General features: G+C 60.2%; 14 protein-coding genes. 7 read left to right on the forward strand and 7 right to left on the reverse strand.

What is annotated here, in order from left to right; all coding sequences use genetic code 11:
* Window positions 1-226: universal stress protein (locus tag B3187_RS15810; RefSeq protein WP_286807420.1), on the reverse strand; the 226-nt coding region annotated here is incomplete at its 3' end.
* Between the two features lie 133 nt (window positions 227-359).
* Between B3187_RS15810 and B3187_RS15815 the strand changes: the two genes are divergently transcribed.
* On the forward strand, window positions 360-872 hold the full coding sequence (locus tag B3187_RS15815; RefSeq protein ID WP_123637503.1) for a hypothetical protein: 513 nt from the start codon (window positions 360-362) through the stop codon (window positions 870-872).
* Here the strand turns inward: B3187_RS15815 and B3187_RS15820 are convergent.
* Window positions 832-1,536, reverse strand: coding sequence for a hypothetical protein (locus B3187_RS15820; protein WP_286807421.1), 705 nt, complete (start codon window positions 1,534-1,536; stop codon window positions 832-834). The genes B3187_RS15815 and B3187_RS15820 overlap by 41 nt on opposite strands.
* Window positions 1,537-1,877: 341 nt before the next feature.
* On the opposite strand from B3187_RS15820, the gene topA reads away from it, so the two are divergent.
* The 3 genes from topA (at window position 1,878) to B3187_RS15835 (ending at window position 5,367) form a co-directional block, all read left to right on the forward strand.
* Window positions 1,878-4,499 (forward strand): type I DNA topoisomerase, encoded by a 2,622-nt coding sequence (topA, locus tag B3187_RS15825; RefSeq protein WP_286807422.1) that lies wholly within the window; start codon window positions 1,878-1,880, stop codon window positions 4,497-4,499.
* Between the two features lie 31 nt (window positions 4,500-4,530).
* Window positions 4,531-5,040, forward strand: coding sequence for a DUF6586 family protein (locus B3187_RS15830; RefSeq protein ID WP_286807423.1), 510 nt, complete (start codon window positions 4,531-4,533; stop codon window positions 5,038-5,040).
* A gap of 69 nt (window positions 5,041-5,109) precedes the next feature.
* On the forward strand, window positions 5,110-5,367 hold the full coding sequence (locus tag B3187_RS15835; RefSeq protein WP_024460338.1) for a hypothetical protein: 258 nt from the start codon (window positions 5,110-5,112) through the stop codon (window positions 5,365-5,367).
* 143 nt (window positions 5,368-5,510) lie between these two features.
* Here the strand turns inward: B3187_RS15835 and B3187_RS15840 are convergent, their stop codons facing one another.
* The 3 genes from B3187_RS15840 to B3187_RS15850 form a co-directional block, all read right to left on the reverse strand.
* Complete coding sequence (locus tag B3187_RS15840; RefSeq protein ID WP_286807424.1) at window positions 5,511-5,906, reverse strand: cell division inhibitor SulA; 396 nt, start codon at window positions 5,904-5,906, stop codon at window positions 5,511-5,513.
* Window positions 5,899-6,501 (reverse strand): transcriptional repressor LexA, encoded by a 603-nt coding sequence (gene lexA / locus B3187_RS15845; protein WP_024460336.1) that lies wholly within the window; start codon window positions 6,499-6,501, stop codon window positions 5,899-5,901. Before lexA ends, B3187_RS15840 begins: the two co-directional genes overlap by 8 nt.
* 137 nt (window positions 6,502-6,638) lie before the next feature.
* Window positions 6,639-6,953 carry a DUF6763 family protein gene (locus B3187_RS15850; RefSeq protein WP_123637497.1) on the reverse strand — a complete coding sequence of 105 codons (315 nt, stop codon included), beginning with the start codon at window positions 6,951-6,953 and terminating at the stop codon, window positions 6,639-6,641.
* A 289-nt stretch (window positions 6,954-7,242) separates the two neighbouring features.
* Between B3187_RS15850 and B3187_RS15855 the strand changes: the two genes are divergently transcribed.
* From B3187_RS15855 to B3187_RS15865, 3 genes are all read left to right on the forward strand, one after another.
* A complete protein-coding gene (locus B3187_RS15855; protein WP_286807426.1) occupies window positions 7,243-8,502 on the forward strand; it encodes a mechanosensitive ion channel family protein in 1,260 nt (419 codons plus the stop codon).
* Complete coding sequence (locus B3187_RS15860; protein WP_286807473.1) at window positions 8,492-9,049, forward strand: hypoxanthine-guanine phosphoribosyltransferase; 558 nt, start codon at window positions 8,492-8,494, stop codon at window positions 9,047-9,049. Before B3187_RS15855 ends, B3187_RS15860 begins: the two co-directional genes overlap by 11 nt.
* Window positions 9,050-9,249: 200 nt before the next feature.
* On the forward strand, window positions 9,250-9,465 hold the full coding sequence (locus tag B3187_RS15865) for a cold-shock protein (protein WP_024460332.1): 216 nt from the start codon (window positions 9,250-9,252) through the stop codon (window positions 9,463-9,465).
* 107 nt (window positions 9,466-9,572) lie between these two features.
* Here the strand turns inward: B3187_RS15865 and B3187_RS15870 are convergent, their stop codons facing one another.
* Window positions 9,573-10,505, reverse strand: coding sequence for a CsiV family protein (locus B3187_RS15870; protein WP_286807427.1), 933 nt, complete (start codon window positions 10,503-10,505; stop codon window positions 9,573-9,575).
* On the reverse strand, window positions 10,502-13,449 hold a 2,948-nt coding region (gene mfd, locus B3187_RS15875; RefSeq protein WP_286807428.1), incomplete at its 5' end, for a transcription-repair coupling factor. The genes B3187_RS15870 and mfd, both read right to left, overlap by 4 nt.

Below are 13,449 nucleotides of genomic sequence, written 5' to 3' on the forward strand. Positions count from 1 at the left end.
GGGTCAGACGATGCAGCTCCTGTTCGGCTTTGAGTTGCAGTTGCTCCTGAACCTCTGACAGATCCACGGGCATGTCGCCGCCGTAGGCGAATGTCAGCGGCTCGATGACATGGGCGACACTGACCGTAGCCTGGCAGGCCTGGGCGAGCTCGGTGGCTCTCTGCAGAACCTGGGGCGACTCCTCGGACAAGTCCAGGCCAGCAATAATATGTTTGTAAACTGCCATAATCTGACGTCCCGTAACTGGTTGGCGAACGACCTGTAACTGGGAGAGATATTTTGCTCTCCGATGCTATTGATAGTAGCACTTTTAAAGAGCGGGATCAGTGGAACAGTCAATACCGGGAGGAGTGTGAGCGGTGAATATCTGGATAGTCGTCATTTTACTGGGCGTGCTCGCCATGGTGCTGGGGCCGGTCATGATGCTTCAACCCAGCGAGCGCGACCGCCAGCAGGAAGCGGTGCGTCGGCGGGCGACCGAAAAAGGCCTGCGGGTCACTCTGGAAGCCTTGCCCAGACAGGCAACCGATCTCAGTGAACCGGAGCGACTGCCGGTCTATCGCCAGCCCGCGGCCAAAGGGGGAGGGCCGGCCCGGGACTGGATGCTGGTGCGGGCCGCCTACGAGCACGAGTCGCATTTTATGGGGGTATGGGCCTGGCAGGGAAAGGGCCGAGCGACGCCCGCTGAGCGAGCCTGTTTGCGCGAGTGTCTGCCCCGAATGCCGCGCTCGGTACGCGCCCTCAGTGGTGACCCGGGGGGGTGGTCGATCTATTGGACCGAAGCGGGGGGTGACCGGGCGCTCGCGGTTGTCGAGGAGACGCTGGCCGCCCTCAGGGGTTGTAGTCCGTCTCCGGCATCAGCTCCTGGCTGAGCGCCTTGCGCTTGCCCTGAATCACCTCCCCGAGCTCCCGGATCATCGCCATGCGTTGCGGGTAGGGGTGATCGGAACCGATCAGCAGCCCCTGGGCGCGCTTGTAATACGCCTGGGACGTGGTGATATCCCCGCGCTGTAACGCCTTGTGGCCCTCGGCAATGTAGGTCACCACATCGATCATCAATCGGGTCCAGGACAGCTCGAGCAGGTAGTCACTGAGTGTACCCCCCTCCAGTCGCCCCTCGTTGTCCTGTCGACGCAATACCTGAGCGGCCTGATCCAGGCACTCCCTGGCGCGCGCCATTTCGGCGTCGCTCTCCCGCAGGCGGCCGGCGTGGCTCGGCTCCTGATCGTGCAACATGTCTTCCGCCCGCTCCCGAACATGGGCAACTCGGGTTTCCAGGTGGGTTTTGTCGCCCGCCTCGAGCTCCAGCATCTGCTCGAGCAGGTGCAGTATTTCCCGGTTGATACTGCGGGCGATGGCGCGGTTGGGCAAGGTCTCTTCGATCCCGACCAGTACCTCCTCCAGGGCGTCGATGCGCCAGCGAACCCGGCGCTGCCGCAATCGGATCTGGCGAAAGCGTTCCTCGCGCTGGTTGACCAGATGCACGATCAGCAGCGATAGAAACAGCAGTGATGTCAGCAGCAATAAGCTGGCCATGACGCTCCGGGGGTCATCAATGGAAGAAATAATTCCTGACGGGGTTGAGTCCGCTTTTCAGGTTGTCGGCCCGCGTTGCCAAAGCTTTATGATCTATTTTTATCAAACCCTTGTAAATCAAGTAGATAGACGCGTCTTCCCGGGGCCGTCGGCGACCCCGTCGGCGCTGTGAGGGAAGCACCTGAGCGACGGTTCCGGCGGGGTGGATCGAGGCCCTGAGGAAGTTCGCGACTTGACCCAGCCCGGTTGAGGACTTATATATGCGCACCTCAACCGGCATTTTGCAGCGCTCTGGCCATCCGGCTAGCCGCTCTCACTCGGAACGGACAAAGAAGAGTCGCATGGGTAAATCCTTAGTTATTGTCGAATCCCCGGCCAAGGCCAAGACGATCAATAAATATCTGGGCAACGATTTTATCGTCAAGTCCAGTGTCGGTCACATTCGGGATCTGCCCACCAGCGGCAACTCCAAACCGGTCGATCCCAAGGAGCGCGCCCGTCAGGCCGCCAAGACCCGCAAGCTGTCGCCGGACGAAAAGGCCAAGTACAAGGCGAAGAAGCAGAAAGAGCAGCTGATCAAACGGATGGGTATTGATCCCGAGCACGGCTGGGATGCCCACTATGAAATTCTGCCGGGTAAGGAAAAAGTGGTCGATGAGCTGCGCAAGCTGGCGGCCAAGGCCGACACCATCTACCTCGCAACGGATTTGGACCGCGAAGGGGAGGCGATCGCCTGGCACCTGCAGGAGGCCATTGGTGGGCAGCCCGAGCAGTATCGACGGGTGGTGTTTAACGAAATCACCAAAAGCGCAATTCAGAACGCCTTCAAACAGCCCGGTCGTATCGATCGGGACCGGGTCAATGCCCAACAGGCGCGCCGATTCCTGGACCGGGTGGTTGGCTATATGCTGTCGCCGCTGCTGTGGGAGAAAATCGCCCGCGGTCTGTCGGCCGGACGGGTACAGTCGGTGGCGGTGCGCCTGGTGGTTGAGCGCGAGCGGGAAATTCGCGCCTTCGTGCCCGAGGAATACTGGACCCTGGCGGCCCAGCTGAAAGCCGGCGGTGGCGAGGCAGTGCGCTTCGAGGTCAAGAAGCAGGGCGACAAGGCGTTCAAGCCGCTCAATGAGTCCCAGGCCATGGCTGCGGTCAAGGCGCTGGAAGGGGCACGTTACGAGGTGGCGGACCGGGAAGACAAGCCCACCAAGTCCAAACCACCGGCACCATTTATTACCTCTACCCTTCAGCAGGCCGCGAGCACCCGGTTGGGGTTTGGGGTCAAGAAAACCATGATGATGGCCCAGCGCCTGTATGAGGCGGGTTATATCACCTACATGCGAACCGACTCCACCAACCTGAGTCAGGAAGCGGTGGCCAACTGCCGTGACTTTATTCAGGATGAGTACGGCAAGCGCTATCTGCCGGAAAGCCCGGTGGTCTACTCCAGCAAGGAGGGGGCCCAGGAGGCACACGAAGCGATCCGCCCCTCCAGCGTAACGGTAAAGCCCAATCACCTCAGTGGTATGGAGCGCGACGCTGAGCGACTGTATACCCTGATCTGGCAGCAGTTTGTGGCCTGCCAGATGAGCCCGGCGGAATTTACCAGTACCTCGATCGTGGTCAAGGCCGAGGACTTCGAGCTGCGCACCCGCGGCCGGGTCATTCGCTTTGACGGCTTCCTGAAGGTGTTGCCTCCGGTGGCCAAAAAAGATGAAGACGTGGTGCTGCCGGATATCAAAGTGGGGCAGGTGCTGCCTCTGATCAAACTCGAGCCCTCGCAGCACTTCACCAAACCGCCGGCGCGCTTTACTGAAGCGAGCCTGGTAAAAGAATTGGAGAAGCGGGCGATTGGTCGCCCATCCACTTATGCGTCGATCATCTCCACGATCCAGGATCGCGGTTACGTGCGTCAGGAAAACCGCCGGTTCTACGCCGAAAAAATGGGCGATATCGTCACCGAGCGCCTGGTGGAAAGTTTTGATGACCTGATGGATTACGGCTTTACCGCCAGTATGGAAGACTCCCTGGACGATGTCGCCCAGGGTGAGAAAAACTGGCAGCAGCTGCTCGACGAGTTTTACGCGGAGTTCACCCGTAAACTGGAGCAGGCCCAGAGCAGTGAGAACGGTATGCGGGCCAACTCGCCCACCGATACCGACATCAAGTGCGATCAGTGTGGTCGGCCGATGCAGATCCGCACCGGGAGCACGGGCGTGTTCCTGGGCTGCTCGGGCTACAGCCTGCCGCCCAAAGAGCGCTGTAAAAACACCATGAATCTGGTCTCCGGCGACGAAGCGCTGGATGCGGATGCCGATGAAGAGGCCGAGTCCCGGCTGCTGCGCACCAAACGCCGGTGCAAGTTGTGCAACACCGCCATGGACAGTTATCTGCTCGACAGCAAGCGCAAGTTGCACATCTGCGGCAACAACCCGGATTGTCCGGGGTACGAAGTGGAAGAGGGCAGCTTCAAGCTGAAAGGCTACGAAGGCCCGACCCTTGAGTGCGACAAGTGTGGCAGCGAAATGCAGCTCAAGACCGGCCGTTTCGGTAAGTACTTCGGCTGTACCAGCAGTGAGTGTAAAAATACCCGCAAGCTGCTCAAGAGCGGTGAGCCAGCGCCACCGAAAATGGACCCGGTACCCATGCCGGAGCTCCAGTGCGAGAAGGTGGATGACACTTACGTCCTGCGCGATGGGGCATCCGGCCTGTTCCTGGCGGCGAGCCAGTTCCCCAAAAACCGGGAGACCCGCGCGCCTCTGGTGGCGGAAATTGTGCCGCACAAAAAAGAGATCGATCCTAAGTACAAATTTCTCTTTTCCGCGCCGACGGAAGACCCGGATGGCAACAAAACGGTGATTCGCTACAGCCGGAAGACCAAAGAGCAGTATGTGCAGTCCGAAGTGGACGGTAAGGCGACCGGTTGGAAAGCCTTTTATGAAAAAGGCAAGTGGGTCGCCAACAAGTAATCAGCCGCCGGGCTGTTGATGAGGTTTGTTAATGGCTGGAACCAGTCTGACTCGGGTCAATCAGAAATTGGCCTATTGTCGTGCGCTGCTCAAACAGCTGGTCCGGGATGGCGCGCCCGGGAACGCCAACGAGCGCCTGCGCCAGCAGGCGCTGCTCGATGGAGCGGCCTTTCACCTGCTCTGTGCCTACCGGCACTATCTGCGGGAGTTGGCCGAAAACTATTCGGTTCCCGACGTGAGTCGTATCACCACCGAGCAGGACTTGCTGGATGCGCTCGAGCGTTTCGGCAAGAACCCCTCAGAAGCCCGTGAGCTGCTCACCCTTCGCACCAATCCGGACAGCTGGCTGTCTGCCCTCCAGGAGGCCTACGACGCCTGCTGGGCTGCCTCAGGAGCAGCGCCGGTCGCGCGCATTGAGGTGCTGGACCTGGAGTCGCCCGACGGCGCTCCGGGAAAGATTACCCAGGCCCGGCTGACCCAGTGGTTTGAGGCGTTAAACGAGTTGGTGGAACGTCAGCGCGAGACCAGCGCGGAATACTGAGGGGGAGCCCTGGCCGGGCAGCCTGTGGTAAACTGATGGGCAGTTGTTATCGAAGAAGGCGGAGAAGTTATGTCATCATCCCTGTATGAAATTGTGGAACTGGCCAACGGTGATGTGGTTCTGCAGCGGGCCGATGAGAATGGCGAGCCTCTGGTGAGCATCCGGTTCTCCGCCGACTCCCTGTCCTATATGCGTGAAGGCAAACTGGATGTGGCCAAGGCCATGATCGAGGCGGGTATGGAAGCCGCCAGTGAGATTGCCGAAGACGGCGTGGAAGATTTTCTGGGTGAGTTTGCCGATACCGAGGAAAAGCCGGTTTATCACTGAGGCTACAGTCTCCGCTGAGGTCCCAGTCTCTTTAAAGTGACTGTTCCGCGCCCAATGAGTCGCGTTCACGTGCGGCGGAAGGTTAGCGTTTAAAGCAACGCAGAGTCGCTCCAGCCCTGGAGCGCAAGTAGCTTGTCCCTCCGCTATCGAACCCGCAATAACAGTGCCTGACATTGCCCCTGCAAGGCGGCGGCTTCGAGTTGCTTTAGCTCGCGATCGCTCAAGGCACCCGGGCTTGCAATGACGGTGTGGCTGTTGCCTTTGGCAAGGGCTTCCCAGAGTATCCAGCGGCTGTCGTCGGTTTCCGGTGCGTGAATCAGGCGAATGCTGCGTGTATCCACGCCGTACCGCTCGAGCAACCTGCGGTCCACCGGGCCGGGACTGATCCAGGTCAGCCAACGATCGCTCGGGGTTCGGCTCAGGTGCGCCACCATGGGCAGTAACAGTTGGGTCTGCTCCGGGGCGTTGTGGGTCAGTACCAGCTCGGTAATGCCGCCGGCGGGTGCCGGTGATGCCGATTGAATGGGGGCGTTAATCACGGCGAATGACTCCTACACTGAGACCTTCAATAGTGAACTCCTGATCGCGCAAGTCCACCTCAATGACATCGAAATCCGGATTTTCCGGCCAGAGCTCTACCTGGGCGCGGTTGCCGACTCGCTTGAAGCGTTTTACTGTGACCTCCTCACCAATGCGAGCGACCACAATCTGACCGTTGCGGACCTGTTGAGTGCGGTGAACCGCCAGCAGATCGCCGTCCAGAATGCCGGCGTCTTTCATGCTCATGCCATGCACGCGCAGCAGGTAATCCGCCTGCGGGGTAAAAAAGCTGTGGGGGAGCTGGCAGTAATCTTCGATGTGTTCCTGCGCAAGAATGGGGCTGCCGGCCGCGACCCGTCCGACCAGTGGCAGTCCCTGCTGTGGCTCGACCAGCTTGATGCCGCGGGAGGCGCCGGGAATCACTTCGATGGCGCCTTTGCGGGCCAGCGCCTTGATGTGCTCCTCGGCGGCATTGGCGGATTTGTACCCCAGAATGCGGGCAATCTCGGCGCGGGTTGGCGGATAGCCGGTTTCTTCCGCGTAATTCTTGATCAACTGCAACACCTTTTCCTGGCGAGGGGTCAAGTTGTACATGGCGAGCTCCGTGGCAGTTCTGTGGGGACCAGTGTGGTCTGGGTTTTTATACAGATATTGTGATTATATACAGTTATCACCTGTATGCAAGCACAGGTGACAAAAGTGGTTGGGGGCAGGGCGGGTTGGCGGCGGGCTCAGTCGTCGTAGCCGGGGAAGAGGTCGGGCTCGATGTCGTTCAGGGGGTTGTTCCAGGAGTCCGGGACCAGCACGTCATCGTCGTTCCAGCGATCCTCCTGGCTGAGTTCGTAGCCGGCTTCGGAGTCCTCCGGGGCGGCCGCGGGCACCAGTGGCAGTAGGGGCCAGGTTTCCAGGTCAAATTCACCGATGGCACCGTCGAGATACTGCACCTCAATGGTACCCTGCTGCTCATCCAGCGCGACCACTTCAAAGACCTGCTGGTCTTCGCGATCAAAGTACCAGGCGCCAATGCTTGGAGACTGAAAGCCCATGACTCAATGCTCCCATCTGCGTGAATGAAAAGCGTCCGCGGTGCGGCGGAATCGCCGATGAGTTACCTTACCATGGCTTTTCCGCTCCCTAGCAAGCGGTGCGCGAGCGGCGGGAGGACGCTCAGGAAGCGAGTTGTCCGGGAACTCGTGGGGTCGGTCGCGGTAATTGCCTAATTTTCCTTGAGGTTTTGGCTTTTGCCTCGGCGTGGGTATACTCCGCTGAGTCTAAATGAATCTATCGGCAGAGTTTTACATAAAAACTTTGTCTAAACATGTTTGAGTGATTGCCATGGAATTATTGGATCCGATAAAGACCTTCCTGACCGATCTGGCCGATCGGGATCAGCTCTGGATACTGCATGCATTTGCTGTGGTGTTGGCCACTCTGGTAGTGGCCATGGTGGTCAGCTTTATTGTCAAACGCTTGGAGAAGAAGGCAGACAGCGCGAACGCCATCTGGCTGATGATGGCGTTCCGCTCGGTTCGACCGCCACTGAAGGGCATCATCTGGCTGATGGGCATCAGTTGGGCCAGCTACCTGACCCATCAGGGGGCGGATATCGAGCTGATGGGTGCGGTTGAGACCATTCGTCAGGTGGGTATTGTGTTGCTGGTTACGTGGTTTCTGGTGCGCTTTATCCGGTTGGGAGAGAAAGAGTTTCTGAACCCGAGAGTCGGGGAGCCGGGTGATCCCACCACGGTAGGTGCGGTCAGTAAGCTGTTACGGGCCTCGGTGGTCATCACCGCGGTGCTGGGGCTGCTGCAGGCGCTCGGGTACAGTATCTCCGGGGTACTTGCCTTTGGTGGTGTCGGCGGTATCGCAGTGGGTTTTGCCGCGAAGGACCTGCTGGCGAACTTTTTTGGTGGTCTGACGATTTATATGGATCGTCCGTTCGCGGTCGGTGACTGGGTGCGGTCACCGGACAAGGAGATTGAGGGTGTGGTGGAAAATATCGGTTGGCGTCAGACCCGTATCCGCACCTTTGACCGCCGGCCACTGTATGTGCCCAACGCTACCTTCACCCAGATTTCGGTGGAGAACCCCTCACGCATGGAAAATCGGCGGATTCTGGAAACCATCGGCATCCGCTACGATGATGTCGACAAGATGGATGATATTGTTGCCGATGTCCGACAGATGTTGCTGGACGACGAGCGCATTGAAACAGACCATCAGACGCTCATTGTCAATTTCAACAGCTTTGCCGCCAGTTCGCTGGACTTCTTCGTCTACACCTTCACCAAAACCGTCAATTGGGTGGAGTTTCACGAAATCAAGCAGGATGTCATGCTGAAAATCGCCGACATTATTGCTGGGTACGGTGCGGAAATTGCGTTCCCGACTTCCACACTGCATGTGCCTGAGCCGGTCCGTCTGTCGGGCCATGACGGTGGGGGGGCATCCCAGTCCGAGCGTGAATCACCGGCGGAGAATAAGGGAGCAGACCGGGCCTCAGGCAAGAATCAAGAGCCGAGCAATCGCTCGGCGGGCGATGCGACCTATGGTCCCGAGGTGGACGGCGAGCAGTCCGGTGGCGATGGTGATTGATGCCCATTGGCCCGAGGCGGCGGAGTGCCTGTATACCCGGGACGAGCTGGAGCGGGCGCTCGATCGTCTATCCAGCGAAATAGGCGACAGGTTGACCGGGCCTGAGCCACTGCTGGTGCTGACGGTGATGCACGGCGGCCTGGTGACCGCCGGACACTTGCTGCCGCGCCTGTCGATGCCGCTGGAAACGGATTATATTCACGCCAGTCGCTATGGGCATCGGATGGAAGGCGATGACCAGTTGCGGTGGCTGCACCGACCGGCTACTCCGCTGGCCGGCCGACGGATTCTGATTGTTGACGATATACTCGATCGGGGGCTGACGCTGAAGGGGCTCGTGGAGGCCTGCCGGGGGCAGGGGGCGCTCTCCATCCATACGGTGGCGCTGGTGCAAAAGCGCCTGCCTGACCCGCCGGCGGTGGAGGCGGACTTTGTCGGGCTGACGGTGCCGGATCGCTTTGTGTTCGGGTTTGGCATGGATTATCAGGGATTGTGGCGTAACGCGCCCGGCCTATACGCAGTTCCCGAGTCTGATGTCCGGCATTAGCCAGGCTCCCTGGTTGTCCATATAACCAAAAACGCTAAGAGTGTCTCAAAATCCACAGGCGAGACTGGACAATCGGGATCAGATGGCTTAAAACGTCGGCGTCCGTTAATAACGGATGGAGTAAAACCCGGGTGACCGGGTGTTAAGAACTTAAAGACGAAAGACGTCAGGATTTTTCATAAGAATAATGGGGTATCACTATGGCTGAGCGAGCGTCAGGAACCGTCAAATGGTTCAATAACGCCAGAGGCTACGGGTTTATCACCTGTGGCGAAGACAGTGACGATATTTTCGTGCACTACCGCAACATTCGAGGTGAGGGCTACCGCTCTCTGTCAGAAGGGCAGAGTGTGGAGTTTGAGCTGCTCGAAGGTGACAAAGGGCTCCAGGCCGACGACGTCGTCGCCGTTGCCTGACACCAGTGCGGTCACCCGTCGCCGGTAGCGGGCGGGTGTGTTCATGTTGATCAAGGTAATAACCGTTTCTCCCTCCGATTACTCTTTTCTCACCCGCCTGTTCCCGCTTACTCTTCGTCGCTTCCGGTCTCTTCTTCGTCGGGACGTTCGTAAGGGGTGACTCGAATCATCAGCCCGACAATAGGGTGGTCCAGGTAGTGCAGCTCTTCGCTGCGCATTCGCCGCTGCTGGTTCAGGGTCACGATACGGCGGGGAAGATAGTCCTCTTCCAGAAAGTCCGGCAGGCTTGAGGTGGTGTTCAGGCTCGTGTCCCAGGCGTTACCAGTCGGGTTTTGCCATTCGTCGCCCCACAGGGGTGCCGTCTCTCGATCGTCGGTGGTGGGCGCATTGTCCGGTTGCGGTGCGTCGGGGCGCCGGGGCAGTTCCGGCCAGGCGCCGGGGGGCTGGCCGTAATTGGGCTCGAACTCGGTGAACCACAGGCGGGTGTGCAGGTGCAGGTAGCGCGACACACTCAGGGTGATGCTGCCCTCGAGCTCGGTGTGGTTATCAAAGGTATCGCCGCCCTGAATCAGCAGCGCGGGACTTTCTTCCAGCTCGGTGACCGGCTGGCGCCAGGCCTCGTGAAACAGGACCCGATACTGACCGGAGCGGTTCATGGCATTCGCGAACCGGTCCATGGAGCGCAGGTCCTCGGGCAGGGGGAGGAAAGCGTCCCGGGCCAAGTCGGCGGGGGCCGGTTCTCGCAGGGCCGCCAGGCCGTTGTCCCAGGAGGGGCGGGGGGGCGAGGTGTCCTCGGTATCCGCCAGATCGGACTCCGGGTCATGCAGCGTCACCCAGTTGAATGGGTAGCGCAACTGGATGTTGCGCGGCCACTGTTCGATGCCGTCTGCACCGCCGATCCGCTCGAACACGATCATTTCCACCTGGTACCAGTCGGCCGGGTCCTCGGCCAGGGTTGGCACCATGGCGCAGGTGGCGGCCAGGCCGAGCAGGGCGGCCAGAGCGAGGGAGGTGCGGGAGGTGCGCAAAGCGTGGGTCATGAGCGGTTTCCGGGCGTCAGTTTATCCAGCAGTTCTGAAACAGCGTTCAGTCGTGTTTCGCCATTTTCCATATTTCGAACGAATTTTAAATGATTCGCCCCTGCCAATTGGTAGGTTTGTGGGTCACTTTGCACCAATTGCACAATGGTCAGGGGATCGACCTCGGTTTGCTCGGAAAATTCCAGTCGACCGGCCCGGTCGCCGGCTTCGAGTTTGGCGATGCCGAGCTTTTCCGCACGCAGTTTCAGCGCGGTCACCGCAAACAGATTCTTGGTCGCCTCGGGTAGCAGCCCGAACCGGTCGATCATTTCCACTTGAAGCTCGCGCAGAGCCTCATCGGATTCCGCGTTGGCCAGTCGCTTGTACAGCACCAGGCGGGTGTGGACATCCGGCAGATAGTCCGCGGGAATCAGGGCCGGGATGCGCAGGTTCACATCGATGCCGGAGTCCAGAGGCTGTTCGATATCCGGCGTCTTGCCGGCCCGGATGGCCTTGATGGCCCGGTCCAGCATATCCATGTAGAGCGAGAAGCCCACGGTCTGGATCTGGCCGCTCTGTTCCTCCCCGAGCAGTTCCCCGGCGCCGCGAATTTCCATGTCGTGGGTGGCCAAGGTAAAGCCGGCGCCCAGGTCGTGGGCCGCCGCAATGGCGTCCAGGCGTTTGAGTGCGTCGGCGGTCATGGCGCGGCGTTCGGGGGTCAGCAGATAGGCGTAGGCCTGATGGTGCGAGCGGCCGACCCGGCCCCGCAGTTGGTGCAACTGGGCCAGGCCAAATTTGTCGGCCCGGTGAATGATGATGGTGTTGGCGCTCGGGACGTCGATGCCGGTCTCGATAATGGTGGTGCACACCATCACATTGAACCGCTTGTGGTAAAAGTCCGACATGACCCGTTCCAGATCGCGCTCGCGCATCTGGCCGTGGCCGATGCCCACCCGGGCTTCCGGGATCATTTCCCCCAACTCCCGGGCGATCCGTTCGATATTTTTGACTTCGTTGTACAGGTAATACACCTGCCCGCCGCGCAGGATTTCCCGCAGAATCGCCTCCTTGATGGTGGCGTCGTCCTGGGTGCGGACAAAGGTTTTGACCGACAGACGGCGCGCCGGCGGGGTGGCAATGATGGACAGATCCCTAATGCCGGACATTGACAGGTTGAGCGTCCGGGGGATCGGGGTGGCGGTCAGGGTGAGGATATCGATCTCGGCCCGCAACGCCTTGAGTTTCTCCTTCTGGCGCACACCGAATCGATGTTCCTCATCGATGATTAGCAGCCCCAGGTTCTTGTAGCGGAGGTCTCCCTGCAGCAGCTTGTGAGTCCCCACAACGATATCCACTTTGCCCGCCTCCACGCGCTTGAGCACCTCGTTGACCTCTTTGGTGGTGCGAAAGCGTGACAGGACTTCAATGGTGATGGGCCAGTCGGCGAAACGGTCTTTCAGGGATTCAAAGTGCTGCTGGGCGAGCAGGGTTGTGGGGGCCAGCAGGGCGACCTGCTTGCCGCTGTAGCTGGCGATAAAGGCCGCCCGCATGGCCACTTCGGTTTTGCCAAAGCCCACGTCCCCGCACACCAGGCGGTCCATGGGTTGCGGGGAGAGCATGTCCTGCACCACCGCCTCGATGGCTCGCTGCTGGTCCGGCGTTTCCTCAAACGGGAAAGCGGCGGCAAAGCTCTCATAGGCGGCCTTGGGGTCGTCAAAGGCAAAGCCCTTGCGGGCGGCGCGACGGGCATAAATATCCAATAGCTCGGCGGCCGCATCCCGCACCTGCTCGGCCGCTTTGCGTTTGGCTTTCTGCCACTGTTCACTGCCCAGCCGGTGCAGTGGCGCCAGCTCCTCATCGGCGCCACTGAACCGGCTGATCAGGTGCAGGTTGGTGACCGGCACGTACAGCTTGGCGCCTTCGGCGTACTCCAGGGTCAGGAATTCCGTCGACTGGCTGTCCACATTCAGGGTTTCCAGGCCGCGGTAGCGGCCCACCCCGTGGTCGATGTGCACCACCGGGGCGCCGGGTTTGAGTTCGGTCAGGTTTTTGACGATCAGGTCGCTGTTGTCCTGGGCCTGACGACGTCGGCGCTGCTGACGAACCCGGTCGCCAAACAGCTGGGATTCCGCAATGACCACCACATTGGGGTCCTGCAGCCGCAGGCCCTGATCCAGGGGCGCCACGGAGAGGGCCAGGCGCGTGTCGTTCTGCGCAAAGGCGTCCCAGTTATCGACGATGGTCGGGTGTACACGGATGCGGCCCAGCAGGTCCAGCAGTGTTTCACGTCGGCCGGCGGAGTCGGCGCAGAACAGTACCCGACCGTCGAATTCCATCAGAAACGCTTCCACCGCTGCCAGGGGCGTGTCTGACTGATGGTTGACCGGCAGGGTCGGGGGCGCCTGGGTGGCAAAGTTGAATCGGCCGGCGCCCGGCTCTACCGCTGCGGTCTGTACGAAGGTGCGGGCCAGGGGTTTGATCAGGCCGAACAGCTCGTCCACGCCGAGATAGATGTCCCGCGGCGGCATGATCGGGCGCTGAGGGTCGACCTTGCGGCTCTCATAGCGGTTCTGCAGTTCGTTCCAGAAGCGCTCGGCGGCCGCTTCCAGCTCCCCCAGGGCAAAAATCCGGGTGTTCTCCGGCAGGTACTCGAACAGGTGGCTCGACTGCTCGAAAAACAGTGGCAGGTAGTACTCAATCCCGGGTGGGGCAATGCCGCTGCAGACGTCCTGGTAGACCGGGCAGGCGCGATGATCGACATCAAAACGGGCGTGCCAGTGATCCCGGAAGCGATTGATGCCGTTTTTATCCAGAGGGAATTCCCGTGCCGGGAGCAGTTCGATACGGTTTACCTGCTCGACGGTCATCTGGGTTTCGGGGTCGAAACGACGCAGGGTTTCCACCTCGTCGTCGAACAGATCGATCCGGTAGGGGTAGTCGCTGCCCATGGGGAACAGGTCGATCA

Origin of the sequence: Marinimicrobium sp. UBA4209 (genome assembly GCF_002381585.1) — a bacterium.
Lineage (GTDB): Bacteria > Pseudomonadota > Gammaproteobacteria > Pseudomonadales > Cellvibrionaceae > Marinimicrobium > Marinimicrobium koreense.

Bases quoted from the DNA above. Each gene is read 5' to 3' on its own strand.
- B3187_RS15820 (WP_286807421.1), bottom strand. From the start codon at position 1,536: ATGGCCAGCTTATTGCTGCTGACATCACTGCTGTTTCTATCGCTGCTG.
- B3187_RS15835 (WP_024460338.1), top strand. From the start codon at position 5,110: ATGTCATCATCCCTGTATGAAATTGTGGAACTGGCCAACGGTGATGTG.
- B3187_RS15850 (WP_123637497.1), bottom strand. From the start codon at position 6,953: ATGGGCTTTCAGTCTCCAAGCATTGGCGCCTGGTACTTTGATCGCGAA.
- B3187_RS15860 (WP_286807473.1), top strand. From the start codon at position 8,492: ATGGTGATTGATGCCCATTGGCCCGAGGCGGCGGAGTGCCTGTATACC.
- B3187_RS15870 (WP_286807427.1), bottom strand. From the start codon at position 10,505: ATGACCCACGCTTTGCGCACCTCCCGCACCTCCCTCGCTCTGGCCGCC.
- topA (WP_286807422.1), top strand. From the start codon at position 1,878: ATGGGTAAATCCTTAGTTATTGTCGAATCCCCGGCCAAGGCCAAGACG.
- B3187_RS15830 (WP_286807423.1), top strand. From the start codon at position 4,531: ATGGCTGGAACCAGTCTGACTCGGGTCAATCAGAAATTGGCCTATTGT.
- B3187_RS15865 (WP_024460332.1), top strand. From the start codon at position 9,250: ATGGCTGAGCGAGCGTCAGGAACCGTCAAATGGTTCAATAACGCCAGA.
- B3187_RS15855 (WP_286807426.1), top strand. From the start codon at position 7,243: ATGGAATTATTGGATCCGATAAAGACCTTCCTGACCGATCTGGCCGAT.
- lexA (WP_024460336.1), bottom strand. From the start codon at position 6,501: ATGTACAACTTGACCCCTCGCCAGGAAAAGGTGTTGCAGTTGATCAAG.